This is a genomic window from Variovorax sp. Soil_C_12, assembly GCF_057657375.1.
Genome location: NZ_JBDGIO010000006.1, coordinates 104,815 through 127,131 on the forward strand (window position 1 = coordinate 104,815; position 22,317 = coordinate 127,131).

The 22,317-nt window shown below is 70.0% G+C and carries 25 protein-coding genes; 12 read left to right on the top strand and 13 right to left on the bottom strand.

What is annotated here, in order from left to right; translation table 11 throughout:
• Positions 1 to 14: 14 nt before the first annotated feature.
• The 3 genes from AC3A6X_RS17545 to AC3A6X_RS17555 all read left to right on the top strand — a co-directional run bounded on the left by AC3A6X_RS17545 (position 15) and on the right by AC3A6X_RS17555 (position 1,501).
• On the top strand, positions 15 to 590 hold the full coding sequence (locus AC3A6X_RS17545) for a cob(I)yrinic acid a,c-diamide adenosyltransferase (RefSeq protein ID WP_487843386.1): 576 nt from the start codon (positions 15 to 17) through the stop codon (positions 588 to 590).
• A gap of 26 nt (positions 591 to 616) precedes the next feature.
• A complete protein-coding gene (locus tag AC3A6X_RS17550; protein ID WP_487843387.1) occupies positions 617 to 970 on the top strand; it encodes a hypothetical protein in 354 nt (117 codons plus the stop codon).
• 126 nt (positions 971 to 1,096) lie between these two features.
• On the top strand, positions 1,097 to 1,501 hold the full coding sequence (locus AC3A6X_RS17555) for an RcnB family protein (RefSeq protein ID WP_487843388.1): 405 nt from the start codon (positions 1,097 to 1,099) through the stop codon (positions 1,499 to 1,501).
• Positions 1,502 to 1,510: 9 nt separating this feature from the next.
• On the opposite strand, the gene AC3A6X_RS17560 is transcribed toward AC3A6X_RS17555, so the two are convergent.
• Positions 1,511 to 1,819: a hypothetical protein gene (locus tag AC3A6X_RS17560; RefSeq protein ID WP_487843389.1), complete on the bottom strand. Its 309-nt coding sequence runs from the start codon at positions 1,817 to 1,819 to the stop codon at positions 1,511 to 1,513.
• 56 nt (positions 1,820 to 1,875) lie between these two features.
• A complete protein-coding gene (phaP, locus tag AC3A6X_RS17565; RefSeq protein WP_309960176.1) occupies positions 1,876 to 2,367 on the bottom strand; it encodes a TIGR01841 family phasin in 492 nt (163 codons plus the stop codon).
• A gap of 122 nt (positions 2,368 to 2,489) precedes the next feature.
• On the opposite strand from phaP, the gene AC3A6X_RS17570 reads away from it, so the two are divergent.
• Positions 2,490 to 3,092: a TetR/AcrR family transcriptional regulator gene (locus tag AC3A6X_RS17570; RefSeq protein WP_487843390.1), complete on the top strand. Its 603-nt coding sequence runs from the start codon at positions 2,490 to 2,492 to the stop codon at positions 3,090 to 3,092.
• A gap of 206 nt (positions 3,093 to 3,298) precedes the next feature.
• Positions 3,299 to 4,207: an alpha/beta hydrolase gene (locus AC3A6X_RS17575; protein WP_487843391.1), complete on the top strand. Its 909-nt coding sequence runs from the start codon at positions 3,299 to 3,301 to the stop codon at positions 4,205 to 4,207.
• A gap of 10 nt (positions 4,208 to 4,217) precedes the next feature.
• On the opposite strand, the gene minE is transcribed toward AC3A6X_RS17575, so the two are convergent.
• Genes minE through minC form a run of 3 tightly spaced genes read right to left on the bottom strand, consistent with a single transcriptional unit; the run spans position 4,218 to position 6,122 of the window.
• Complete coding sequence (gene minE, locus AC3A6X_RS17580) at positions 4,218 to 4,496, bottom strand: cell division topological specificity factor MinE (RefSeq protein WP_106559709.1); 279 nt, start codon at positions 4,494 to 4,496, stop codon at positions 4,218 to 4,220.
• 3 nt (positions 4,497 to 4,499) lie between these two features.
• Positions 4,500 to 5,315, bottom strand: coding sequence for a septum site-determining protein MinD (minD, locus tag AC3A6X_RS17585; RefSeq protein WP_487843392.1), 816 nt, complete (start codon positions 5,313 to 5,315; stop codon positions 4,500 to 4,502).
• Between the two features lie 51 nt (positions 5,316 to 5,366).
• Positions 5,367 to 6,122 (bottom strand): septum site-determining protein MinC, encoded by a 756-nt coding sequence (gene minC / locus AC3A6X_RS17590; RefSeq protein WP_487843393.1) that lies wholly within the window; start codon positions 6,120 to 6,122, stop codon positions 5,367 to 5,369.
• 208 nt (positions 6,123 to 6,330) lie between these two features.
• Here minC and AC3A6X_RS17595 point away from each other — a divergent pair, with 208 nt between their 5' ends.
• On the top strand, positions 6,331 to 6,678 hold the full coding sequence (locus tag AC3A6X_RS17595) for a hypothetical protein (protein WP_487843394.1): 348 nt from the start codon (positions 6,331 to 6,333) through the stop codon (positions 6,676 to 6,678).
• Here AC3A6X_RS17595 and AC3A6X_RS17600 read toward each other — a convergent pair.
• Positions 6,645 to 8,003 carry a solute carrier family 23 protein gene (locus AC3A6X_RS17600; RefSeq protein ID WP_487843395.1) on the bottom strand — a complete coding sequence of 453 codons (1,359 nt, stop codon included), beginning with the start codon at positions 8,001 to 8,003 and terminating at the stop codon, positions 6,645 to 6,647. The two genes, AC3A6X_RS17595 and AC3A6X_RS17600, sit on opposite strands and share 34 nt — an antisense overlap.
• Before the next feature lie 45 nt (positions 8,004 to 8,048).
• On the bottom strand, positions 8,049 to 8,474 hold the full coding sequence (locus tag AC3A6X_RS17605) for a hotdog fold thioesterase (protein ID WP_106559714.1): 426 nt from the start codon (positions 8,472 to 8,474) through the stop codon (positions 8,049 to 8,051).
• Positions 8,475 to 8,583: 109 nt separating this feature from the next.
• On the opposite strand from AC3A6X_RS17605, the gene AC3A6X_RS17610 reads away from it, so the two are divergent.
• A complete protein-coding gene (locus AC3A6X_RS17610) occupies positions 8,584 to 9,897 on the top strand; it encodes an AsmA family protein (protein ID WP_487843396.1) in 1,314 nt (437 codons plus the stop codon).
• Between the two features lie 12 nt (positions 9,898 to 9,909).
• Here AC3A6X_RS17610 and AC3A6X_RS17615 read toward each other — a convergent pair whose 3' ends face one another.
• Entirely contained in the window at positions 9,910 to 10,824 is a 915-nt protein-coding gene (locus AC3A6X_RS17615) for a LysR family transcriptional regulator (RefSeq protein WP_487843397.1), read from the bottom strand.
• Between the two features lie 71 nt (positions 10,825 to 10,895).
• Here AC3A6X_RS17615 and AC3A6X_RS17620 point away from each other — a divergent pair, with 71 nt between their 5' ends.
• From AC3A6X_RS17620 to AC3A6X_RS17630, 3 genes are read left to right on the top strand one after another with little or no spacing between them, the layout of a single operon-like run.
• A complete protein-coding gene (locus AC3A6X_RS17620; protein ID WP_487843398.1) occupies positions 10,896 to 12,296 on the top strand; it encodes an aminotransferase family protein in 1,401 nt (466 codons plus the stop codon).
• Positions 12,297 to 12,324: 28 nt separating this feature from the next.
• Positions 12,325 to 13,299 (top strand): Bug family tripartite tricarboxylate transporter substrate binding protein, encoded by a 975-nt coding sequence (locus AC3A6X_RS17625; protein WP_487843399.1) that lies wholly within the window; start codon positions 12,325 to 12,327, stop codon positions 13,297 to 13,299.
• Positions 13,296 to 15,581, top strand: a complete 2,286-nt coding sequence (locus AC3A6X_RS17630) for a N,N-dimethylformamidase beta subunit family domain-containing protein (protein ID WP_487843400.1) — start codon at positions 13,296 to 13,298, stop codon at positions 15,579 to 15,581. Before AC3A6X_RS17625 ends, AC3A6X_RS17630 begins: the two co-directional genes overlap by 4 nt.
• 3 nt (positions 15,582 to 15,584) lie before the next feature.
• On the opposite strand, the gene AC3A6X_RS17635 is transcribed toward AC3A6X_RS17630, so the two are convergent.
• Both AC3A6X_RS17635 and AC3A6X_RS17640 read right to left on the bottom strand, forming a co-directional pair.
• Positions 15,585 to 16,556: a threo-3-hydroxy-L-aspartate ammonia-lyase gene (locus AC3A6X_RS17635; RefSeq protein ID WP_487843401.1), complete on the bottom strand. Its 972-nt coding sequence runs from the start codon at positions 16,554 to 16,556 to the stop codon at positions 15,585 to 15,587.
• 58 nt (positions 16,557 to 16,614) lie between these two features.
• The gene (locus AC3A6X_RS17640; RefSeq protein ID WP_487843402.1) at positions 16,615 to 16,935 is read right to left on the bottom strand and encodes a winged helix-turn-helix transcriptional regulator; all 321 of its coding nucleotides are present in this window, start codon (positions 16,933 to 16,935) and stop codon (positions 16,615 to 16,617) included.
• A 113-nt stretch (positions 16,936 to 17,048) separates the two neighbouring features.
• Here AC3A6X_RS17640 and AC3A6X_RS17645 point away from each other — a divergent pair, with 113 nt between their 5' ends.
• Both AC3A6X_RS17645 and AC3A6X_RS17650 read left to right on the top strand, forming a co-directional pair.
• Complete coding sequence (locus tag AC3A6X_RS17645; RefSeq protein ID WP_487843403.1) at positions 17,049 to 17,612, top strand: carboxymuconolactone decarboxylase family protein; 564 nt, start codon at positions 17,049 to 17,051, stop codon at positions 17,610 to 17,612.
• A 113-nt stretch (positions 17,613 to 17,725) separates the two neighbouring features.
• The gene (locus tag AC3A6X_RS17650) at positions 17,726 to 18,472 is read left to right on the top strand and encodes a hypothetical protein (protein WP_487843404.1); all 747 of its coding nucleotides are present in this window, start codon (positions 17,726 to 17,728) and stop codon (positions 18,470 to 18,472) included.
• A gap of 35 nt (positions 18,473 to 18,507) precedes the next feature.
• Here the strand turns inward: AC3A6X_RS17650 and AC3A6X_RS17655 are convergent, their stop codons facing one another.
• Genes AC3A6X_RS17655 through AC3A6X_RS17665 form a run of 3 tightly spaced genes read right to left on the bottom strand, consistent with a single transcriptional unit; the run spans position 18,508 to position 22,290 of the window.
• Complete coding sequence (locus AC3A6X_RS17655; RefSeq protein WP_487843405.1) at positions 18,508 to 20,319, bottom strand: feruloyl-CoA synthase; 1,812 nt, start codon at positions 20,317 to 20,319, stop codon at positions 18,508 to 18,510.
• A gap of 24 nt (positions 20,320 to 20,343) precedes the next feature.
• Complete coding sequence (locus tag AC3A6X_RS17660; RefSeq protein ID WP_487843406.1) at positions 20,344 to 21,285, bottom strand: 3-hydroxyacyl-CoA dehydrogenase NAD-binding domain-containing protein; 942 nt, start codon at positions 21,283 to 21,285, stop codon at positions 20,344 to 20,346.
• A 12-nt stretch (positions 21,286 to 21,297) separates the two neighbouring features.
• The gene (locus AC3A6X_RS17665) at positions 21,298 to 22,290 is read right to left on the bottom strand and encodes a Bug family tripartite tricarboxylate transporter substrate binding protein (protein WP_487843407.1); all 993 of its coding nucleotides are present in this window, start codon (positions 22,288 to 22,290) and stop codon (positions 21,298 to 21,300) included.
• Positions 22,291 to 22,317: the final 27 nt, after the last annotated feature.

Here is a 22,317-nt window from a genome sequence, read left to right on the forward strand (position 1 = left end):
ACGAAGACAGCCACATGGGCAACCGACTCACACAGATCGCCACGCGCACCGGCGACGACGGCACCACCGGCCTCGGCGACAACACGCGCGTTCCCAAGGACCACCTGCGCGTGCACGCGATGGGCGAGGTGGACGAACTCAATTCGCACGTCGGCCTGCTGCTGTGCGAGCCGATGCCGGCACCGGTGCGCGAGCTGCTGGTCGACGTGCAGCACCAGCTCTTCAACCTGGGCGGCGAGCTCTCGATGCCCGGCTACACGCTGTTGAAGGGCGAGGCGCTGCTGCAGCTGGACGACGCGTTGGCCCAGCACAATGCCGCGCTGCCGCGGCTCGCCGAGTTCATCCTGCCGGCCGGCACCCGCGCGGCTGCCCAGGCCCATGTGTGCCGCACCGTCGCCCGGCGTGCCGAGCGTGCGCTTGTCGCGCTCGGCGCCGCGGCCGAGCTCAACGACGCGCCGCGCCAGTACCTCAACCGCCTGAGCGACCTGCTGTTCGTGCTGGCGCGCGTGCTGAACCGCGTGGATGGCGGCGACGACGTGTACTGGAAGAGCGAGCGGATGGCGCGTGCCGCCGCCGCTGACGACCAATGAAACACCCGATTCGAGGAGACCGACTCATGACCATCAAGCCCCTCTCATGCGCCTGCGCCGCCGCACTCGCCACTTGCCTGACGCTGCCGGTGGCGGCATCCGCGCAGAACGCGAACGATCCGCCCACGGCGCAGCGCGCCCACACGCTCAAGTCGCCGCCGCAGAACAACAAGGTGCTCGGCGGCATCCAGCGCGGCTCCGATGCCGCTGGCCGCAGCATCGACCACGCCGACTCGGCCACGCGCCGCGGCGTCAGCAACACCTCCGAGCGTGCGAGCAGGCCGATCCGCAATTTCGGCGAATCGCTGGGCCGCAAGCTGCCTGGGGGGCACGGCCGCAGTGCGCCGCCTTCCGTGGGCCCGCAGGGCAGCGCGCCCTGAGAAGCTTTCGCGGCGAAGCCTTTACCCGCGCTTACAGCCTTCATGCCCGCCACATCGGCGGCGTGCCACGGCGATACATGGGCTTTCCATACTGCACCCATGTTCCAACGCACTGAAGGAGTCGCAATGAACAAGCGCAGCAGGATCCGTACAAGCGTCATCGCCGCCATGCTGGCTCTCGGCATGGCCGGGAGCGCGCTGGCGCAGGACGACCGGCATGGCCATCGCGACCGCTACAGCCGTCACGACCAGGACGGCCCGCGCTACTCGCAGCGATACGACCGCGACCACGACCGGCGCGGACATTGGGACGCACGGGACGACCATCGCCGCTGGGACGAGCACCGCGCCTGGCGTCGCGGCGGCTATCTGCCGCCGGTCTACCGCGGCCACTACCGGGAGGTGGGCGACTGGCGTTCCCACAGGCTGCAGGCGCCGCCCAGCGGCTACCACTGGGTGAGCGCGAACGGTGACTTCGTGCTGGCTGCGATCGCGACCGGGCTGATCGCCCAGATCATCGCGTCGAACTAACCAAGCGGATCAGGCGGCGGCTGTGGCCGTCTGGGCGCACACGTTGCTTCCGGTGATGGTCAGGCGCAGCCCCCCGCCATGCCACTCGAGCCAGTTCAGCGCCACGTAGGCTTCGATGTCGGCATCGGCGATCTGGTCGGCCTGACGCTGCTTCAACAGGTTGACCGTGGCGGGCAGGGCCTGTCTCAGCCGCTCCCGCGCCTCGTCGGCCGCCGCGGAGGCGGGGTTGCGCGTGGGAAGAGAAGTCGATGCCTTGGCCAAAATCGCTCCGATCGCAGACGAAAGAGACCAATGTACGCTTCCTGCGAGCGCCGTCACGGACCTTTTTCGCGAAATGGGCAGGCGGCGGGTGCCGCCCGGCATCGACGGCGCCCCTACTTGCGCGGCGTCTTCAGCAGCTTGCTGACCTCGTCCACGTTGGCGCGGATGCGCTGGCTCACGATGTCGAAGGCCTCGGCCTGCGACTTGGCCGCCAGCTCCGACAGCTCCCGGATGTCGTCCAGCGCCTGCTTGAAGGCGGCCTTGCCCATGGCATCGAGCTTGGCGAGGTTCTCGCGCGGCTCGCCGGGCGACATGCCCTTCACCGTGCCCTGCCAGTCCACGATCGAGGCCTTGAGCATCTCGGTCTGGCGCGCCACCACGGCCTGCAGCCCCTGGTAGGAGCGCTCGTTGGCCTCCATCAGCGCCTGCAGGTCCTTGCGCCCGCTCTCGACGATGGTGCTGGCCGCGCCGGCCAGCGGGAGATTCTGCAAGCGTTCGGCCATGCCCTTGAGCGGCTTGACGAAGGCCTCCTGCACATCGTCCGCGACCGTCGGCCGCGCCTTTTTGGCGCCGGCTGTGCTGCTCGTCTTGCTGCTTGTTGCCATGCTTCTCTCCGGGTTGTGGTTGGAGCCGCCACGATACGCCCACACCCCGGCTGGATGGAAGTCGCAAACGCCCCAATTCTTCTTGTCTTGCAATTTCGCACGCATGTGCTAAATTGAAGCGCATGGATGCCAAGACCCAGAAGAGCGAGCTGACCCGCACGGCCATCGTCGGCGCCGCGATGGACCTCGCCGCCGCAGAGGGCCTGGACGCCATCACCCTGCAGACCGTCGCCACGCGCCTGGGCTTGTCGAAGAGCGGGGTGTTCTCCCGCGTGGGCTCGCGCGAGGCGCTGCAGAAGGCGGTGATCGAGGAGTTCGGCAGCCGCTTCCTGGCCGACGTCTTCGTGCCCGCGATGCAGAAGCCCAAGGGCCTGGCGCGGCTGGACGAGATCGTCGCGCGCTGGATCGTGCGCACCCGCGACGTGGAGACCGAGACCGGCTGCATCTACACCGCCGGCGCCTTCGAGTTCGACGACCGCGAGGGCGAGTTGCGCGACCTGCTGGTGGAGGAGGTCACGCGCTGGCGCGCCGCCCTGCGCCGCACCGTGCTGCAGGCCATCGAGACCGGCGAGCTGCGGGCCGACACCGATCCCGCGCAACTCGTCAGCGAGATCAACGGCCTGATCATGTCCCTGCTGCACGACGCCCGCTTCCTGCGAGACACACGCGCCGCCGACCGCGCCCAGCTCACCTGGCGGCGGCTGGTGGCCAGTTACCGCGCCTGAGACCCCAATGCCTGTCGCTGCCCTTGCCCTTCGCTCGTCCACATTTCGCACGGTCGTGCGATAAAGGAGAAAACCATGTTGATCGCTCTTCTGTTCCTCGGCGCCTGCCTCGTCGGCCTCGGCCTGCGTTCGGTCGTCGACACGCTCCGCAGCCTGCCCCAAAGCAACGAAGACTGGGTCTGGTACTGAACGACAAGGAACCCGTTATGACGACTGCCACATCCACCGCCGCCCCCTCTGCCGCGGCCTCCAACTACTACGGTGCCAGCCCCTGGATGCGTGCCCTGCGCCTGGCCCTCGGCGCATCGCAGCGGGCCTGGCCCGCGCTCGGCGTGCGCGCGGCCTACCGCCTGTTCGGCACGCCGCTGCCGCTCAAGTGGCTGAACCGCCGCCATGGCCCGGCGGCCGGATGGCAGCGCGAGGCCTGGGCCTTCGAGAACGCCAACCTGGGCCTCTACACGCCCGACGCGGCCCCGCCCGGGGCGCCGCGCGTGCTGCTGGTGCATGGCTGGGGCGGCCACGCCGGCCAGATGCTGCCGCTGGCGCAGGCCCTGGCGACAGAAGGCTTCGCACCGCTGCTGCTGGAGATGCCGGCCCACGGCAGAAGCGCCGGGACGGTGAGCAACCTGCCGCAGTTCGCGCGGGCCATCGACTACGTGGCGGCCCGGCTGGCACTGGAGGGCACGGCGCTCAAGGCGATCGCGGCGCACTCGCTGGGCGCCAACGCCCTGGCCTACGCCGCCAGCCGCGGCCTGCGCACGGAGCGCCTGGTCCTGCTGGCGCCGCCCGCGTCGCCGCATGCGTTCACGCGCTACTTTGCCCATGTGTTCGGCCTCAGCGAGCGCACGCGGGCTGCCATGCAGCACCGCATCGAGGCGCGCGAGGGCATCCTGATGCCGCTGCTGGAGCCGGCCGCCGTCGGCCCGAGCATCGCCCAGCCCACGCTGGTGGTGCATGACCGCGACGATCGCGTGAACCGCTTCGCCGACGGCGTGGCCTACCGCGACGCGATCGCCGGCGCAGAGCTGGTCGCGACGCAGGACCTGGGCCACCGCCGCATCCTGAGGGAGCCCTCGGTGCTGCAGCAGGTGGCCGCCTTCATATCGAAGGCTTGACCGGGGCCGCTCAGCGCGTCGCCAGCGCGGTCCCGTCCGGGAGCTCGATCTTCACCTCGAGCACCTCGAGGTTGTCCTGCTTCTCCAGGTGGACCTTGATGTCGTCGGCATTGATCGACACGTACTTGGAAATCACCGCGATCAGCTCGCGCTGGAGCTCCGGCAGGTAGTCGGGCCGGCGCTTGCCGCTCAGGCTGCTGCGCTCGTGCGCGAGGATGATCTGCAGCCGCTCCTTGGCGACGGCTGCCGTCTTCTTCTTTTCGCCCAACAGGAACGAGAGGAAAGACATCCCTTACCTCCCCCCGAAGAAGCGCTTGAAGAAGCTGGGCTTCTCGGCGTCGACGAAGCGCATGGGCTTGTCCTCGCCGAGAAAGCGCGCAATCACGTCGGCGTAAGCCTGCGCCACCATGCTCTCCTGGTCGTGAATCACCGGGATGCCCTGGTTGGAAGCCTGCAGCACGCTCTCCGACTCCGGGATCACACCGATCAGCTTGATGCGCAGGATGTCCTGGATGTCCTCCAGCGACAGCATCTGGCCGCCCGCCACCCGGTTCGGGTTGTAGCGCGTGATCAGCAGGTGCTCCTTGATCGGCTCGCCGCCTTCCTTGGCGCGCTTGGTCTTGGAGCCCAGCATGCCGAGGATGCGGTCCGAGTCGCGCACCGAAGAGACCTCGGGGTTGGTCACGATCAGCGCCTCGTCGGCGAAGTGCATCGCCATCAGCGCGCCGGTCTCGATGCCCGCGGGCGAGTCGCAGACGATGTAGTCGAAGCCCTGCTCCTTGAGCTCGTTCAGGATCTTCTCGACGCCCTCCTGCTTCAGCGCGTCCTTGTCGCGCGTCTGCGAGGCGGCCAGCACGAACAGGTTGTCGCACTGCTTGTCCTTGATCAGCGCCTGGCTCAGGTTGGCCTCGCCCTGGATCACGTTGATCAGGTCGTAGACCACGCGCCGCTCGCAACCCATGATCAGGTCCAGGTTGCGCAGGCCGACGTCGAAGTCGATCACGGCCGTCTTCTTGCCCGCCAGCGCGAGTCCCGATGCAAAGCTCGCGCTCGTGGTCGTCTTGCCGACGCCGCCCTTGCCCGAGGTCACCACCACAATCTTGGCCATTCCAGTCCTTCTCTTCTGTTTCGTTTGTTCAGGTGTGCGAGCCGATGCGCGTCACTCGATCGCGCTCATCACGATCTTTTTTCCATCCAGCGAGATCTGTGCCGGCTTGCCGGCGATCTCCGCGGGCAGCGCGACTTCCGCGGTGCGGTAGATGCCCGCGATCGCGACCAGCTGCGCTTCCATGCAGGTGGTGAAGATGCGCGCCTCGGTGTTGCCGCGCGCCCCCGCGATCGCCTTGCCGCGCAGCGGCGCGTAGACGTGCACGTTGCCGTCCGCGATCACCTCGGCGCCGAAGCTCACCACTGCGGTCACCACCACGTCGCCGCCGCGCGCATAGACCTGCTGGCCCGAGCGCAGCGGCTTGTCGATCACCAGCGTGCCGTTGGCCGGCACCGGCACCTCGCGCACGATCTGGGGTTGCGGGGGTTCGGCCGCCGGCGCGGGCGGCCGCGCGCTGGGCGTCGGCGGCACCGGCATCGCCGTCACCGACAGGCCGGCGGACCGCGCCGCGCGGTTCTGCGCATCGCTGCCGCCGCGCACCGCGATCGGCTGCGTCTGGTGGCGCGCCAGCAGGGCCCGCAGCGCGGCGAAATCGATGCCCGGCCCCGCATCGCCCTGCGGCAGCTGCGACAGGTCGATGACCACCGGCTCCTGGTCGAAGAAATCGGGGGAATCGGCGAGCTGAAGGTCCAGCGCCTCGGCCAGCACGCTCAGGTCCGCGGTCTTGAGGATCACGGCGATCAGCGGCAGCGTCGCGCTCTTGAATTCGAAAACCGCTCGGGTGCGCGCGGCGGATGCGTCGGCCATGGAAAACGTAGGTGCGAAAAGCGTTGGAGTCTAACGGGCAGTGGCGGGCAACCTGTCGATGCTTCATGGAAAGATGACGCCGCACAACACTTCTTGCATGGGGTTTCACATTGATTCGCGGACGCAACACCGGCAGGAATGATGGCTTGACTCCTACAAGCGCCGCCGCCTTTTCTTCACACACTCGGCCACTTCGAAATTGCGCGCCATGCTCGCCCTTATGCAACCCATCCTCGATATTCGAACGGTGCGCTCGGACCTCTACACCTACAGCCTCGGCGCGGCATCGGAGGCCGAGCTCCAGTGCGGCGACTTCTTCGACACGGCCGAACGCTGCCTGCTCGACGCGGGGCGGGGCCTGTACCTCTACTTCGACCGCGTCCAGATCCGCTTCGCCGGATTCGCGCTGGGCAGCTTCCCGGTCGCGCGCATGATCGACGACCCGCCGGGGCTGCTGCAGGAGCTGATGGCGCGCATCCTGCGCATCTACCGCACGCGCGCCGTGCCCCGCTGGAACCCGCCTCAGGCGGCACGCGAACGGTTGAGCAGGGCGTAGAGCAGGATCGCGCCGAAGGTGGCGGTGCCGATGCCGCCCAGCGCGAACTGGCCGAACTTCAGCGTGAAGTCGCCGGTGCCCAGGATCAGCGTGATGGCCGCCACGATCAGGTTGCGGTTCTGCGAGAAGTCGACCCGGTTGTCGACCCAGATCTTGGCCCCCGCCACCGCGATCAGGCCGAACACCACGATGCTCACCCCGCCCATCACCGGCAGCGGGATCGCCTGGATCAGCGCGCCGAACTTGGGGCTGAAGCCCAGCAGCAGCGCGATCAGCGCCGCCACCACGAAGATCGCGGTCGAGTAGATCTTGGTGGCCGCCATCACGCCGATGTTCTCGGCGTAGGTGGTGACGCCGGTCCCGCCGGCCGCACCGCTCACCATCGTCGCAATGCCGTCGCCGATGAAGGCGCGCCCCAGGTAGGGGTTGAGGTCGCGCCCCGTCATCGCGCTCACCGCCTTGATGTGGCCCAGGTTCTCGGCCACCAGGATCACCGCCACCGGCGCGATCAGCAGCATGGCGTTGACCTCGAACACCGGCGCCGCGAACTTCGGCAGGCCGAACCAGGCCGCCGCGGCCAGCGGGCCGAGGTCGATCGGCTTGCCCAGGCCCAGGCCGTTGGTCAGCACGGCGTAGATGAGGCTCGCGGCGATCAGTCCCATGAGGATCAAGAGGCGCTGCACCATGCCGCGCGTGTAGACCGCGATCAGGCCCACGCACAGGAAGGTCAGCGCCTGCATCCAGGTGTCGAAGCCGGTCGGCGCCATGTTCTTGATCGGCACGCTCGCCAGGTTGAGCCCGATCACCGCCACCACCGCGCCCGTCACCACCGGCGGCATCAGCCGCTCGATCCAGTGCACGGCGACGTCCTGCTCGATCTCTTCCACCTCCACGCCGCGGATCGGCATCGACTTGTGGTGCCGCTCGTTGGTGAGCGCGACCAGCACGCCGAACAGCACGTAGACCGCGCCGCAGGCGATGATGCCGCCCAGCGCCACGCCGAGGTTGGCGTTCGGCCCCTGGCCGGCATAGCCCGTGGCCGCGATCACCACGCCGATGAAGGCGAAGCTCGAACCCAGGTAGCTCGGCACCCGGCCGCCGGTCACCAGGAAGAAGATCAGCGTGCCGACGCCGCTCATCAGGATCGCGATGTTCGGGTTGAAGCCCATGAGGATGGGCGCCAGCACCGTGGCGCCGAACATCGCGATCACGTGCTGCACGCCCATCGCGGCGGTCTGCGGCCAGGGCAGGCGCTCGTCGGGCGCCACCACGGCGGCATGGCCGGCCGCGACCTCGCGCCAGCGGGGGAGGTAGGAATCGCTCATGGTTGGGGTTCTCCTCGGTTGTTGTTCTCGGGCTGCCTCAAGGGCTCAGCCTTGCGGGATCAGCACCGCCATGGTGATGCGCGAGACGCAGGTCAGCTCGCCGGCGTCGTTGCTGAGGTCGATCTGCCAGACCTGCGTGCTGCGGCCGCGGTGCACCGGGCGCGCAACGCCCGTGACCCAGCCCGAGGTCGTGGCCTTGAGATGGTTGGCGTTGATGTCCAGGCCCACTGCGCGGTGGCCTTCGGGCGCCGAGTAGTGGGCGCCGCAGGAGCCCAGCGTCTCGGCCAGCACCACCGACACGCCGCCGTGCAGGATGCCGTAAGGCTGGCGCGTGCGCTCGTCCACTGGCACGCGGCCGCGGATGAAGTCGGGGCCGATCTCGAGGAACTCCACGCCCAGCGTGGCGACCGCCGTGTTGACGTGGCTGCGGGTCAGCTCCTCGATCGAGATTTCTTTCTTCCAGATGGACATTCGCGTTTCTCCAGGTCGATGTGTGGCCAAAACTATAGCGACTGACCCTGACATCACCGGTCGTCCCAAGACGACATGGCCAACCCAACCCGGGACTCAAGCTGTGGCGATGACGCGAACGCGACGATGGCTCATCGGCACCGGCGTGGCGGTGCTGCTGCTCCTGGGCGGCCTGGGCTGGTTCGCCTTGCGGCTCCTGCCCAGCGACGAAGCGCTCGCGGCCCGGGTCAGCGAGAGCTTCGAGCGCGCCAGCGGCATCGGCCTGCGCGTGGGCAGCGCGAGCTGGTCCCTGCGTCCCACGCCGGTCGTGGTGCTGCACGATCTTGCGACCGATCAGCCGCGGCCCATCACCGTGCGCCGCGTGGTCCTGCGACCGCGGCTCGCCGCGCTGTTGCGCCGCTCCATCGCCATCGAGGCCGTCGAGGTCGAAGGCGCCGTGCTGCCAAGGGCCTCGGTGCGCGCCTTCCGCGGCCGCTGGCAAGCGGACGAGGTCCCCGGCATGCTGGCCGGTGGCTGGACCCCAGCCGAGATCCCGGTCGAGCGAGTGCGGCTGGAGGACATCGTCTGGATCAACCGCCGCGACATCGCGCTCGCCTACGATGCCGAGCTGCGCTTCGACCCCGGCTGGCGTCCGCGCGAGGCGGAAGTGCGGCGCCCGGGCGTGTCGCCCACCACGCGCCTGCGCCTCGCCCGCGAAGGCGGGGAGGACCGATGGCGCGTGCAGATCGACGCCGGCGGCGGCACCTGGAACGGCCAGGCCGAACTGCAGACGCTCGAGAAGGGTCGCATGCGCATCACCGCCGAGCTGGAACCACGTGACGTCGACGTGGGCGGGCTGGTGAGCGCCTTCGGCCGCAACCAGGCCGTCGAGGGCCGTCTCGACGGCCGCACCGAAGTGCGCAGCGAGGGCGACGACGTCGGCGAGCTGATCCTGCACCTGAACACCCGCACCCGCTTCGTCATGCGGCCCGCGACGCTCAAGGGCTTCGACCTGTCGAAGGTGGTCGGCGCGCCGAATGCCGGCCGCGGCGGCCGCACGGTGCTCGACGAGCTCACCGGCACCCTCGAGACGCAGAACACCGGGGACGGCATCCTGCTGCGCTACACGGGCCTAAAGGCGCGCTCCGGCGTGCTCAGCGCCAGCGGCAGCGCGAGCGTGCTCAATCGGCGGCTGAATGGCGAGATGGCGATCGATCTGGTCGACGGCGTGGTCGGCATGCCGCTCAAACTGGCCGGCACGCTCGATGAACCGCAGGTGTCGCTCACCGGCGGCGCGCTGGCCGGCGCCGCCGTGGGCACGGCCGTGCTGCCGGGCGTGGGCACCGCGATCGGCGCGCGGGTCGGGCAGCAGGTGGAGAAGCTGTTCGGCGGCGAGGACGACAAGAAGAAGCCACGGCAGCCCGCGCCGTCCAAGGCGCGTTGAGTCGAAGTTCCGTCAAGCCGGCTTGAACCCGGGCAGCGCATGCATGCGCTGCTTCAACGCCTCGATGAAGGCCGTCACCCGCGCCGGCCTGTACAGCCCCGGCGGCAGCGCGACGTGGATGCCGATCGGCTCCAGCCACCAGCGCGGCAGCACCCGCTTGAGCCGGCCGGCCTGGATGTCCGCATGGCACATCCACGGCGCGGCGGCGCCGATGCCTGCGCCATTGAGGATCGCGCGGTAGCTCGACAGCAGGCTGTCGGTCTTGATCGGCGTGTCCAGCCGCACCATGCGCGAGCGCCCGGACCGGTCGAGCAGGCGCACGCTGCCCTCCACATAGGGCACCAGACCCACGCAGGGCAGCGAGGGCAGCCGCGCCAGCGTGACGGGGCCGGTGCGCTTGAGCAGGGCCGGCGTGGCGATCAGCACGCGCTCCATCGCGCCCAGGTGGCGGCTCACCAGGCCGGGGTCGCGCACATCGCCCACGCAGACCCAGCACTCCGCGCCCGAGGCCGCGAGGTCGACCACGCGATCGGTCAGCGTCAGCTCGATGCGCAGGCCGGGATGCGCGGCGCGCAGGTCCGTCACCGCGTCCGTCAGGAAGCCCGTGCCATAGCCCGAGGGGCCGATCACGCGCAAGGTGCCCTCGGGCCGGCTCTGGCCGCCCGACAGCCGGTGCGACAGGCCCGACCAGCGATCCGTCAGGTCATGCGCCTCGGCCAGCAGCGAACGGCCCTCGTCGGTGAGCGAGAAGCTGGCCGTGGTGCGCAGCGCCAGCTTGCAGCCCAGCAGGCGCTCCAGCTCCAGCAGGCGCCGGCTCGCCGTCGGCTGCGTGGTGCCGAGCAGCCGCGCCGCCTTGCTCAGCGATCCGCTCTCGCCGATGCGGATGAAGGTCTCGAGCAGGTCCAGGCGGTCGTGTGCGTACTTCATGCGCGTGACGTATAGCACTTCATCGCTTGATACGTCTACCCGGCAGGGCGCTCTGTTCGTATCGTCCGCGCATGAACAACCCGGCTCCCATCGTTCGCACCGTCGGCGACACGCCCCAGGGCGGCACCGTCCTCGGCTTCTACGCGCCCAAGGGCGCGCCACGCCCGCCGCGCATCGCGCGCGGCGAGGGCGTCTTCCTGTGGGACGCAGACGGCAAGCGCTACCTGGACGCCACCGCCGGCGCAGTGGTCGCCAACATCGGCCACGGCAACCCGCGCGTGTTGGCCGCGATGACCGAGCAAGCCGCCAAGGTCAGCTTCGCCTACCCGCGCTTCTTCGAAAGCGAGCACAACATCGCGCTGGCCGACCGCGTTTGCGCGCTGGCGGGCGAGGGCTTCGATCGCGCCTTCTTCGTCTCGGGCGGCTCGGAAGCCAACGAGTCGGCCATCAAGCTGGCGCGCCAGTACGCGGTGGTCACGGGGCAGGGCAGCCGCAGCAAGGTGATCTCGCGCGACCCCAGCTACCACGGCTCCACGCTGGGCGCGCTCGCGGTGACGGGCGACGCCAACACGCTGAGGTTGTACGGCCCGATGATCCGTTCGATGCCGAAGGTGCCGGCGCCGCTGTCCTACCGGGTGCCGGAAGGGCACACGGTGGCCTCCTTCGAGATGGCGTGCGCCGACGAACTCGAGCAGGCCATCCTGCGCGAAGGCCCCGAGACGATGCTCGCCTTCATCCTCGAACCCATCGGCGGCCTGTCGACCGGCGCGGTCGTCTCGTCGGCCGCGTACTTCGAGCGCGTGCGGCAGATCTGCGACCGCCATGGCGTGCTCGTGATCTACGACGAGATCATGAGTGGCGCCGGCCGCACCGGCGCCTTCCTCGCCGCGCATCACTGGCCCGCGGCGCGGCCCGACCTGGTCACGTTGGCAAAGGGGCTGGCCGCGGGATATACCCCGCTGGGCTGCCTGTTGGCGCCCGACCGCATCGTCGACGCGGTGGCCGGCAGCGGCGGCTTCGTGCATGGCCACACCTACTTCACCAATCCGCTCTCCTGCGCGGTCGCCCATGCGGTGGTCGACGAGGTGATCCGTCAGGACCTGGTCGCGCGGGCGCGCGACCGGGGCGAGCTGCTCATGGCGCGGTTGCGCGAGATCGCGGCGCGCTCGCCCATCGTCGGCGACGTGCGTGGCAAGGGCTTGCTGACGGCCATCGAGATCGTGGCGGACAAGTCCACCAGGCGCCAGCTGCCCGTCGCCTTCAACGCGCCGGCGCGGCTGACCGAGCAGGGCCTCAAGCATGGCATCGCGCTCTACAACCGGCGCGCCAACCTCGGCGCCTTCGGCGACTTCCAGATGATCACGCCGCCGCTCACCATCAGCGAGGCCGAGATCGATACGCTGGCCGAGCTGCTCCAGAAGTCGCTCGCGGACCTCGCCGACGAGATCGCGCGCAAGGGCCTCGCGGCCTGACCCTTTTTCCATCCCCCGAAGGCCCACCATGATCCATCGACTTCTGCAGACCGCGCTCGCCTGCGCGACCCTTGTCTTCGCCGCCGCGGCGCCCGCGCAGATCGCCACGAACAAGGGCCCCGTCAAGCTGATCGTCGGCTACCCCGCCGGCGGCTCCGCCGACGTGCAGGCACGCACGCTCTCCGACAAGCTCGCGGCCGAGCTCGGCACCACCGTGGTCGTCGACAACCGCACCGGCGCCGGCGGCCAGATCGCAGCCGACTACGTGCGCAACGCCGCGCCCGACGGCCTCACCGTGCTGCTGGCCAACATGCACATGATGGTGATGCTGCCCCTGACCTCGAAGTCGGTGCGCTACGACCCGGTGAAGGACTTCAAGGCCGTGGGCCGCATCGCCAGCTTCTACGAAGGCATCGCCGTGCCTGCCGCGCTGCCGGCCAGGGACGTGAAGCAGTGGCTGGACATCGCGCGCGCCGATCCGCAGAAGGCCAGCTACGGCGTGCCCGCGCCGGGCAGCGTCGCGCAGTTCATGGGCTACCGCCTCGGCACCGAGGCCAAGACCAACCTGGTGGCCGCACCGTACCGCGGCGCCGCGCCGCTGGTGCAGGACCTGCTGGGCGATCAGATCGCGGCCGGCATCCTGCCCATCGCCGACCTGGTGGCCCACCAGCAGAGTGGCAAGCTCAAGGTGCTCGCGGTCAATGGCGCGAAGCGGGCCGCGCTGCTGCCCGAGGTGCCCACGCTCAAGGAGCTCGGCCAGCCGCATTTCGACAACCTCGAATGGACCGGCCTGTTCGTGCCGGCCGGAACGCCCAAGCCCGTCGTCGACCAGCTGCATGCGGCACTTGGGAAGGCACTCGCCGACAAGGAGGTGCAGGAGCGTCTGCGCAAGCTCAGCAGCGATCCGCACCCGAGCAGCGGGGAAGAGCTCGGCAAGCTCATCGAGGACGATCTCAAGCGCTGGGGGCCGGTGGTCAAGGCCTCGGGCTTCACTTCCGAATGAGCTGCATACCCGCACACAAGGCGCTTCATCTTCCCGGCGTGCATGGCTATGCCGACCACAAGAGCGTGGCGGCCGGGGAGCTGCTGCGCTTCCATGTCAGCAGCGACCGGGCCTATCGCCTTTCGGTCTGCCGGCTGGGCAGCGATGTGGAGGGGCGCAGCGACGACCAGGTGCTGCATCGCTTTGCGCCATCGCCCGCGCGGGTGCAGCCCATCCATCCGGGCTCCTACGTGCATGTCGACAAGGGATTGCCCGCCGCGCTGCCCCTGCGCGGCCTGACGGTGGAATGCTGGGTCAAGCCCTGGCGCATCGACACGCGGCAGAGCCTGGTCGGCCAGTACGACTTCCCCGCGCATTGCGGCTGGGGCCTTTTCATCGAGGAGGGCGGCGCGCTGGGCTTCCATCTCGGCGATGGCGGCGCCTTCCGCGCCGATGCGCTGCAAGCCCGGGGCCGGCTGGTCGCGCGGCGCTGGCAGCACGTGGCCGCCACGTGGAACGGGCGGGTCGCCGCACTGTGGATCGACGGCGTGCAGGCCGGGCAATGGGAGGCTGCGCAGGAGGTGCGGCCCGGCCCGGCACCGCTGCGCCTGGGCGCCGGCGCCGTCGACGGCCTGGCCGATCTGTTTCTCGACGCCGACCTCCTGATGCCGGTGCTCTACGACCGCGCCCTCGAACCGGAGGAGATCTCGCAGCGCTGTGCCGAACGCGGCCTGGTCGCCGCCACCGACCGTTCGGTACTGGCCTGCTGGCCCTTGCGCGAGGAGCGCGGCGCGCAGGTGGCCGATGCGAGCGGCCATCAGCGCTGCGGGCGCATCGTCAACCACGGCACCTGGATGATCGTCGGCCCGGCCTTCGAGCCGGCCAAGGTCGGCGCGCATGAAGACGCCGAATCGCGCTACGACCCCTTCAGCGATCCCACCCGCGGCCACGGCCTGCGGCTGGCCAGCGACGACCTTTACGACTGCCGCTGGGAGGCCACGCACGAGTTCCGCATTCCGCAGGAGGCGAAGCCCGGCCTCTACGTGGGCCGCCTGCGCTTCGAGCTCGAAGGCCGCGACGCCGACTACGACATCACGTTCATCGTCCGCAAGCCCGCGCATGCCGCGCCTGCGCCCATCCTCGTGCTGTGCGCCGTCAGCAGCTGGCTGGCCTACGCAAGCACGCCCTTCGCGAAGAACGTGGTGGACGATCCCATATGGCCGCGGCGCTCGGCGGGACTGGAGAGCTGCCACCCGGAGGCCCCGGCCTATTGCAGCTACACGGACCACCGCGCCGGCCAGCCCTGCTACCAGGTCGGCCTGCGCATGCCCTGGCCCAACGCGAGCCCCAACGCCCTGTACGACCCCGAGGGCAGCGGCTTCAGCCAGTGGGCGCGGCTCGAACGCCGTCTTCACGTGTGGCTCGAGCGCCAGGGCTACGACTTCGATGTGATCGGCGACATCGACCTGCACCGCGACCCGTCGCTGCTCGCGCGCTACCGCAGCGTGTTCGTCAACGGCCACAGCGAGTACTGGTCGACCCCCGCCGTCGACGGTCTGGACGACTACCTGCGCCGCGGCGGCAGCGCGATCGTGCTGTCGGGCAACACGATGTACCTGCGCGTGAGCTACGACGAGGACATGACGGTGATGGAACAGCGCAAGGTCAACGGCCCCGAGCACGACGAGACGGCGCCGCCGGTGGGCCCGCCCGCCGGCTCCTTCGGCGAGCAGTTCCACAGCCAGGACTGGGCGCGCGGTGGCCGGCTCAAGGCCTCGGGCCGGGCGGCCGCGGACATCATCGGCCTGGAGACCGCGGGGTGGGCCTTCGCCGACGGCGAGGACTTCGGCGTCTACCATGTCACGCAGCCGCGCCATGCCTTGTTCAACGAGCCGCATCCGCTGGGCCTCGCCGAGGGCCAGACCTTCGGCCATGCGCCGGACGGCGGGCTGCCGCGCGCGATCGGCCACGAGTGGGACCTCAGCATCGCCACGCTCGCGCGCATGACGAAGCAGGTACCGCCGGGCGCGTCGCTGCCGGTGCCGCAAGAGGGCATCGAGGTCATCGCCCAGGGCATCCGCCGCGTGCCCGGGCGGCTCGATGCCTACCTCGACTGCTTCTCGAATCTCACAGAGTCGCTCGACGGCCTGTCGGCCGAGATGATCTACTGGGAGCGGCCCCAGGGCGGCCGCGTGTTCCACGCCGGCGCGGTGGGCGCCGCCTGGGTGCTGGGCAGCGATCCGGTCTTCGGCCGGTTGCTGCGCAACGTGCTGCACCGCTTCGGCGTGCAGCCCAGGGAGTGAAGCTCAGCCCGCGAGCAGGGCGCCCAGGCGCTCCACGTCGACATTGCCGCCGCTGATCAGCACGCCCACGCGCAGGCCGCGCAGCTGTGCCTTCACCTCGCGCGCGGCCGCGAAGCCCAGGCAGCCGGTGGGCTCGACCACCAGCTTCATGCGCGTGGCGAAGAAGCGCATGGCCTCGACCAGCTGTGCATCGCTCGCCGTCAGCACGTCGTCGACATCGCGGCGGATGACGGGGAAGGTGTGCTGCCCCAGGTGCTGCGTCTGCGCGCCGTCGGCGATGGTCTTGGGCGTGTCGATGTGCACGATGCTCCCGCTGCGGAAGGACTGCTGCCCGTCGTTGCCTGCCTCGGGCTCCACGCCGTAGAGCTTGCACTGCGGCGCCAGCGCGCGCGTGGCCAGCGCCGTGCCGGACAGCAGCCCGCCGCCGCCCAGCGGCACGAACAGGGCATCGAGCGGGCCGGTTTCCTCGAACAGCTCCTTCGCCGCCGTGCCCTGGCCGGCCATCACGTCCGGATGGTCGTAGGGCGGGATGAGCGTCATGCCGTGCTTCTGCGCGAGCTCGCGCCCGATCTGCTCGCGGTCGTCCTTGTAGCGGTCGTAGATCACCACCTGCCCACCGTAGCCCCTGGTGGCCGCCACCTTCGCGGCCGGCGCGTCGTGCGGCATCACGATGGTCGCGGGCATGCCCAGGATGCGGGCCGCCAGCGCGATGGCCTGCGCATGGTTGCCGGAGGAGAAGGCCACCACGCCGCCGCGCCTTTGCTGCTCGTCGAACTTCGACAGCGCGTTGAAGGCGCCGCGGAACTTGAAGGCGCCCATGCGCTGCAGGTTCTCGCACTTGAAGAAGAGCTGCGCGCCCAGTTCCTCGTCGGCCGTGCGCGAACGCAGGACCGGGGTGCGATGGGCATGGCCTTCGATGCGGCGCGCGGCCGCGGCGACATCGTCGAAAGTGGGGAGCTTCAGGGTGTCTGGCATTGGGGGTACTCCTGTGTTGGACTGATCATTCATAACTGGACAAATCGTCGAAGCCTCGTCAAAGCCCTTCGAACCAGCGGTCGGCCCACTGGTTGAGCGGCTTCAGTCGCTTGACCAGTTCCGCGCCCGATTCGGTGAGCGCATAGCCCGCCTCGGCCAGTTCGACGATCAACAGCGCGCGCAGCTCCTTGAGCCGGTCGTTGAGCACCGAGGGCGACATCTCGCCCGCATTCGCCTGCAGCGCGCGAAAGCTCTGCGGCGTGCCGTCGCGCAGCTCCCACAGGATGCGCAGCGTGCCCTTGCGCCCCAGCTGTTCGAGCAGCGCCATGACGGGCCGGCGGGCGGTGAGATGGGCGGCGTCGGGGGCAGGAGCGGGCATGGCGGCGAGACGAGGTCGTGGCGTTCTTGCGCTACGGAATCCGTAGCGATAGACTTCATTCAAGTGCTACGGATTTCGTAGCGTTCGAACCATTCTAGCCAGCGGAGTCGCCCATGACCATCGAGCCCGCACCGCGCATCGCGCCGCTCGCGCCACCCTATCCGGAGGAGCTCGGTGCGCTGCTGAAGAAGATGACGCCACCCGACGCGCCCGAGATCCTCGCGCTGTTCCGCGTGCTGGCCATCAATCCTGCGCTGGCCGAGCGGTCCATGCCATGGGGCGGCTACCTGCTGGGCCGCAAGGCCACGCTGCCGCTGCGCGACCGCGAGATCGTCATCCTGCGCGTGTGCGCACGCTGCGGGGCGGAGTACGAGTGGGGCGTGCACTGGGCCGCGTTCGCGCAGGCCGCGGGGCTGGGCGAGCGCGAACGCGAGGCCATCGCCTCGGCCGATGCCGCGCTCGACGGCCTTGCGCCGCGCGATCGCTTGCTGATCGAGCTGGCGGACGCGCTGCACGACAAGGCCGACGTCGACGATGCGCTCTGGCAGGCGCTGTCGGCCCAGTGGAGCGAGCCGCAGCGCATCGAGCTGCTGATGCTGGCCGGCTGGTACCACGCGATCAGCTATGTGTGCAAGGTGGCGCGCGTGCCCCTGGAGCCGTGGGCGGCGCGCTGGTGACATCGCGGCCGCTTCGGGGATGACGCTGGCGCAAGCACGACTCGCGCGGTGCCCGTCGCGTTTTTTTCCGCCGCTGCCCTGTTCGCCGGCCCTCGGCCTGCCGATATGCAGGCATGAGCACGTGGAAGCCAGCGCCCGAGGGCGCGCCGAACTACCGAATCTTGCAGCGCGAAGGCTGCACGATCGTGTACGGCCACATGCCGCTGGGCACCTGGCTGCGCCTGCTGCGCGGCGCGAGCGACCTGCATGTGCTGCATGCCGACGTGGCGCGCATGCTGGGCGCCACGGCCGTCATCGGCCCGCCCGAGGGCCTGGCGCGCATCCGCGAGCAGGAGACCGCTGCCGCCACCGGCCGGGTGCGCGCGCAGCTGGGTCGCGCGGCACGACGGCTGGACGCGCAGGCGGTTCGCTGGCTGGCGGCCGGCGAGCAGGGCCTGTCGAGCCTGGCGCTCTTCACGCTGCTGACCGGCGTGCGCCCGCCCCACTACGGCGGCGCCGCGCTGGACCTGCCGCGCGATGCCCAGGAGTTCCGGCGCTGCCGCCTGCTGGTGGAGCAGGTGCCGGTGCTGCAACGCGCGCTGCATCAGCTCGCACGCCGCGTGGCCGACCCCGAACTGGTGTCCTGGGCGGCCCTGGCCGAGACCTGGAACGATCTCTGCGCCCAGATGGACCATGAATGGCCGGCCTGGCGCACGCAGGCGGGCCGGGCGCCGGGCGTGAACGCGATGCTGGCCTGCTTCCACGAAGTGGAGACCGACCGCGCCGTGCTCCGGGCCAGCCGCACGACCGCGTCGCTGCCGTTGCCCTACGGCGTGCTGGATCGGACCGCGGGGCGGGGCAACGGGCGCTGGCTCATGTAGGAAGACGTGTCGCACATCGCCACACCGGCGCCCCGTCAGCCGAGCCGCACCACCTCGGCGTCCTGCCCGGCCTCGTGCAGGCGCTCCACCTCTGCGGCGCGCCGCACCAGCACCGCGCGCTGGTTGATGTAGCCCTTGTCCGTGATCTCCCCCGCATCGATATCCGGCGGCGTCGCCAGCACCAGCGCGCACACCGGGCATTGCGATGAACCCGCGCCCTCGTCTCGCAGGGCCCGCATCGTGCGCAGCAGTGCCGCCGCCAGCTCCTCGCGTGGCCGCAGCGCGGCCTGCGCGCTCGGGAAGACCAGCATGCCCACCGCCTCGCGGTCGTGGCCGGTGATCACCACGTCCTGCACCAGCGGCGCCAGCCGCGAGACCAGCTGCACGCGCAGCGTGCCCACCGAAACCCAGGTGCCGCTCGTGAGCTTGAAGTCCTCGGCCACGCGGCCGTTGAACATCACGCCGCATTCGGGCCGCTTCGCGTCGGCCAGGTAGCCCGCATCGCCGATGCGGTAGTAGCCCTCTTCGTCGAAGGCCTGCGCGGTCTCGCGCGGCGCGTTGCGGTAGCCGGGGAAGACCGAGACGCCCTTGACTCGCATCTCCAGCTTGTCGCCGTTGGGCACGAACTTCAGCTCCAGCCCCGGCAGCGGTGCGCCGATGCAGCCCGCGCCCTCGAGCTTCCAGTGGGCCGAGGTGATGGCCGGCGAGGTCTCGGTCGCGCCCCAGGAGGTGGTGAGCCACAGCGGCGCAGCCGGCCGCGCACGCTTCGCTACCGCCTCCAGCCGCTGCCAGGTCGAGGGCGCCAGCGCGGCGGCGGCGTAGAAGCACAGGCGCAGGCGCGACAGCACGTCGGCGGCGAGCGCTTCATCGGCCTCGAGGAAGGGCAGCAGCATGTCGAAGCCGCGCGGCACGTTGAACATCAGCGTGGGCCGCACCTCCCGCAGGTTGCGCACCGTCTTCTCGATCAGGCCCGGCGCCGGCCGGCCCTCATCGATGTAGAGCGCGCCGCCATGGCAGAGCACGACGTTGAAGTTGTGGTTCGCGCCGAAGGTGTGGCTCCAGGGCAGCCAGTCCACCAGCACCGGCGGCTCCTGGTCCAGGAAGCGCCAGGTCTGCGCAATCATCTGCTGGTTGGCGCACAGCATGCGGTGGGTGTTGATCACCACCTTGGGCTTGCCGGTGGAGCCCGAGGTCAGCAGGTACTTGGCATGGGTGTCGGGCAGGATGGCCTCGAAGGCCTGCATCACGGCCGGCGTCTCCTCGGTGGCCAGCAGGCGCTCGAAGGCGAGGGCGCCGGCATGCGCATCGGCGTTGCGGCTGAACACCGTGATGGCTTCGACGCCGCAGCCGGCCAGCGCGCTGCCGTAGACCTTGGCGTCCGAGGCGTAGATCAGCGCCGGCCCCAGCGCCTGCAGCATGCCGTGCAGCCGCGACGGGTCCTTGGCCATGCGCGAATAGGCGCTGGAGAGCGAGCAGGCGGTGCGGCCGATGTGCATGGCGGCGAGCATCAGCACCGCATGGTCGATCGCGTTGTCGGAGAGGATCACCACCGGCTTGTCTGCCGGCACGCCCAGGTCGAGCAGGCCCTGCGCCACGGCGCCGACCTCGCGGCGCAGTGCGCGGTAGTTCAGCTTGCGCCAGCCCTCGCCGCTCTCGTCGCGCTCGGCCAGCGCCAGCGCATCGGGGGTCTCGCGCGCCCAGCGCTCCAGCCATTCGCCGATGCAGCGAGCGTAGGGCTTGAGCGCCACCGGCGAGCGCAGGGCGAAGGAGCCGTCGTCGAAGTCGATGCGGATCGTGCGGGGCGGGGCGAGCTGGGTGGGGTCGTCGAAGAAGCCTTCGGCTTTCATCGCTTGTCTCCTGGAGGCGCGTTGCTATTCGAGTGTGCCGGACGCGGACTTGGCGCGGATCAGGTTCAACAGCAGGGTGTCGCGCGTGCGTTCGAGCTCGCTTTCATGGCGCTCGCCGAGTGCCTCGGCAACGCCCTCGGTCACCTGCTGCTTGAGCTCCGCCGTCATGAGGGGCGATCCCAGGTCTTTCCACCAGTCCTCGATCGGCCCGCCCAGGTGCGCCAGCACATGCGCGATGCCGCCCGCGCCGCCCGACAAGTGCAGGTTCATGAACGGACCCATCACCGCCCAGCGCAGGCCGGGGCCCTGCGAGATCGCGGTGTCGATGTCGGCCACCGAGGCCACGCCCTGATCGACCAGGTGGAAGGCCTCGCGCCACAGCGCCGCCTGCAGCCGGTTGGCGATGTGGCCCTTGACCTCGCGCTTCACGTGGATCGGCCGTTTGCCGATGGCGGCGTAGAAGGCCATGGCGCGCTCGACGGCGTCGGCCGAAGTGCGTTCCCCGCCGATCACCTCCACGAGAGGAATCAGGTGCGGCGGATTGAAGGGATGGCCCAGCACCACGCGCTCCGGGTGCGCGCAGCCCGACTGCATGCCGCTGACCGTCAGCCCTGAGGAACTGGAGGCCAGGATCGCATGCAGCGGCGCGGCGGCGTCCATGCGGCGGAACAGATCGATCTTGAAGTCCAGGCGCTCCGGGCCGTTCTCCTGCACGAAGTCCGCTTCGCGCAGGGCGTCTTCCAGCGACGCGTGAAAGCGCAGGCGCTCCGTCGACGCACCGACGGCCAGCCCAAAGCGCTCCAGCGTGGGCCAGTGCTGCGCCACGGCCTCGCGCAGGCGCGTCTCGGCACCTGGCGACGGGTCGGTGGCATCGACGTCCAGCCCCTGCGCGAGAAACCAGGCGGCCCAGCTGGCCCCGATTACGCCGGTGCCGACCACTGCGACGCGCCTGACGGGCGTGCCCATGTGCGCCATGCCTCAGGACTCGGCCGTGAAGCCGACCTTCTTGACCAGCGGGCCCCAGCGCTCGAATTCGGCCCGTTGCGAGCGAGCCATCTCTTCGACCGTGGAGCCCTGCGCGATCAGGCCGACCACTGCCAGGCTGTCGATCACCGACTTGTCCTTGATCGCAGCGTTGATGGCTGCGTTGGCGGCGTTGACCACCGCGCCCGGCGTCCTGGCCGGCGCGTAGAAGCCGAACCACTCCTCGGTCGTGAGCTCCGCGAAGCCCTGCTCGGCCAGGGTCGGCACCTCGGGCGAGAAGGGCGAGCGCGCCTTGCCGGAGGTGGCCAGCAGCCGCAGCTTGCCGGCCTTGTGGTTGGCGATGAAGTCGCCGCTGGGCGTGACCATCGCGGCGATCTGGCCGCCCACCACGTCGGTCACCCCGGGGATGGAGCCGCGGTAGGGCACGTGCTTGAGCTCGACGCCGTTGTTGATGCCCAGCAGGGCCCCGATGAAGTGCGGCGTGGACCCGGCCGCCGGCGAGCCGTAACTGGCCTGGTCGGGGTTGGCCTTGGCCCAGGCCAGGAAGTCCTTGACGTTCTTGACGCTGGCCGGCACCAGCGGGCCGACCGCCAGGCCATGGTGCATCACCGCCGCGATCGACACCGGCGTAATGTCCTTGACCGGGTCGTAGCTCAGCTTGCTGTAGATGTGCGGGTAGATGGAGGTGCAGGAGAAGGGCGTCAGCGCCAGCACGCTGCCGTCGGCCGGCGCGCCCTTGAGCACCTCCAGCGCGATGCGCCCGCCCGCGCCGGGCTTGTTTTCCACGACGCCCGAGTTGCGGGTGTAGGCCGAGCCGGCCAGCTTCTCGCCGACGCGGCGCGCCACGCTGTCGCCGGCGCTGCCGGCCGGGAAGCCGTAGTAGATCTTGATCTGCTCGAGCGTCTGGGCCAGCGCGCTCAGCGGTGCGAGCGCCCCGAAGGCGGCAGCGGCGCCGAGGGTGTGGAGGAAGTGGCGGCGATCGGTCATGGTGTTGTCTCCTCGGAGGCTGTTGTA

Excerpts from the sequence above, each read along its gene's own strand:
- AC3A6X_RS17545 (WP_487843386.1), top strand. The coding sequence starts at position 15 with ATGGGCAACCGACTCACACAGATCGCCACGCGCACCGGCGACGACGGC.
- AC3A6X_RS17550 (WP_487843387.1), top strand. The coding sequence starts at position 617 with ATGACCATCAAGCCCCTCTCATGCGCCTGCGCCGCCGCACTCGCCACT.
- AC3A6X_RS17555 (WP_487843388.1), top strand. The coding sequence starts at position 1,097 with ATGAACAAGCGCAGCAGGATCCGTACAAGCGTCATCGCCGCCATGCTG.
- phaP (WP_309960176.1), bottom strand. The coding sequence starts at position 2,367 with ATGGCAACAAGCAGCAAGACGAGCAGCACAGCCGGCGCCAAAAAGGCG.
- AC3A6X_RS17570 (WP_487843390.1), top strand. The coding sequence starts at position 2,490 with ATGGATGCCAAGACCCAGAAGAGCGAGCTGACCCGCACGGCCATCGTC.
- AC3A6X_RS17575 (WP_487843391.1), top strand. The coding sequence starts at position 3,299 with ATGACGACTGCCACATCCACCGCCGCCCCCTCTGCCGCGGCCTCCAAC.
- minE (WP_106559709.1), bottom strand. The coding sequence starts at position 4,496 with ATGTCTTTCCTCTCGTTCCTGTTGGGCGAAAAGAAGAAGACGGCAGCC.
- minD (WP_487843392.1), bottom strand. The coding sequence starts at position 5,315 with ATGGCCAAGATTGTGGTGGTGACCTCGGGCAAGGGCGGCGTCGGCAAG.
- minC (WP_487843393.1), bottom strand. The coding sequence starts at position 6,122 with ATGGCCGACGCATCCGCCGCGCGCACCCGAGCGGTTTTCGAATTCAAG.
- AC3A6X_RS17595 (WP_487843394.1), top strand. The coding sequence starts at position 6,331 with ATGCTCGCCCTTATGCAACCCATCCTCGATATTCGAACGGTGCGCTCG.
- AC3A6X_RS17600 (WP_487843395.1), bottom strand. The coding sequence starts at position 8,003 with ATGAGCGATTCCTACCTCCCCCGCTGGCGCGAGGTCGCGGCCGGCCAT.
- AC3A6X_RS17605 (WP_106559714.1), bottom strand. The coding sequence starts at position 8,474 with ATGTCCATCTGGAAGAAAGAAATCTCGATCGAGGAGCTGACCCGCAGC.
- AC3A6X_RS17610 (WP_487843396.1), top strand. The coding sequence starts at position 8,584 with ATGACGCGAACGCGACGATGGCTCATCGGCACCGGCGTGGCGGTGCTG.
- AC3A6X_RS17615 (WP_487843397.1), bottom strand. The coding sequence starts at position 10,824 with ATGAAGTACGCACACGACCGCCTGGACCTGCTCGAGACCTTCATCCGC.
- AC3A6X_RS17620 (WP_487843398.1), top strand. The coding sequence starts at position 10,896 with ATGAACAACCCGGCTCCCATCGTTCGCACCGTCGGCGACACGCCCCAG.
- AC3A6X_RS17625 (WP_487843399.1), top strand. The coding sequence starts at position 12,325 with ATGATCCATCGACTTCTGCAGACCGCGCTCGCCTGCGCGACCCTTGTC.
- AC3A6X_RS17630 (WP_487843400.1), top strand. The coding sequence starts at position 13,296 with ATGAGCTGCATACCCGCACACAAGGCGCTTCATCTTCCCGGCGTGCAT.
- AC3A6X_RS17635 (WP_487843401.1), bottom strand. The coding sequence starts at position 16,556 with ATGCCAGACACCCTGAAGCTCCCCACTTTCGACGATGTCGCCGCGGCC.
- AC3A6X_RS17640 (WP_487843402.1), bottom strand. The coding sequence starts at position 16,935 with ATGCCCGCTCCTGCCCCCGACGCCGCCCATCTCACCGCCCGCCGGCCC.
- AC3A6X_RS17645 (WP_487843403.1), top strand. The coding sequence starts at position 17,049 with ATGACCATCGAGCCCGCACCGCGCATCGCGCCGCTCGCGCCACCCTAT.
- AC3A6X_RS17650 (WP_487843404.1), top strand. The coding sequence starts at position 17,726 with ATGAGCACGTGGAAGCCAGCGCCCGAGGGCGCGCCGAACTACCGAATC.
- AC3A6X_RS17655 (WP_487843405.1), bottom strand. The coding sequence starts at position 20,319 with ATGAAAGCCGAAGGCTTCTTCGACGACCCCACCCAGCTCGCCCCGCCC.
- AC3A6X_RS17660 (WP_487843406.1), bottom strand. The coding sequence starts at position 21,285 with ATGGGCACGCCCGTCAGGCGCGTCGCAGTGGTCGGCACCGGCGTAATC.
- AC3A6X_RS17665 (WP_487843407.1), bottom strand. The coding sequence starts at position 22,290 with ATGACCGATCGCCGCCACTTCCTCCACACCCTCGGCGCCGCTGCCGCC.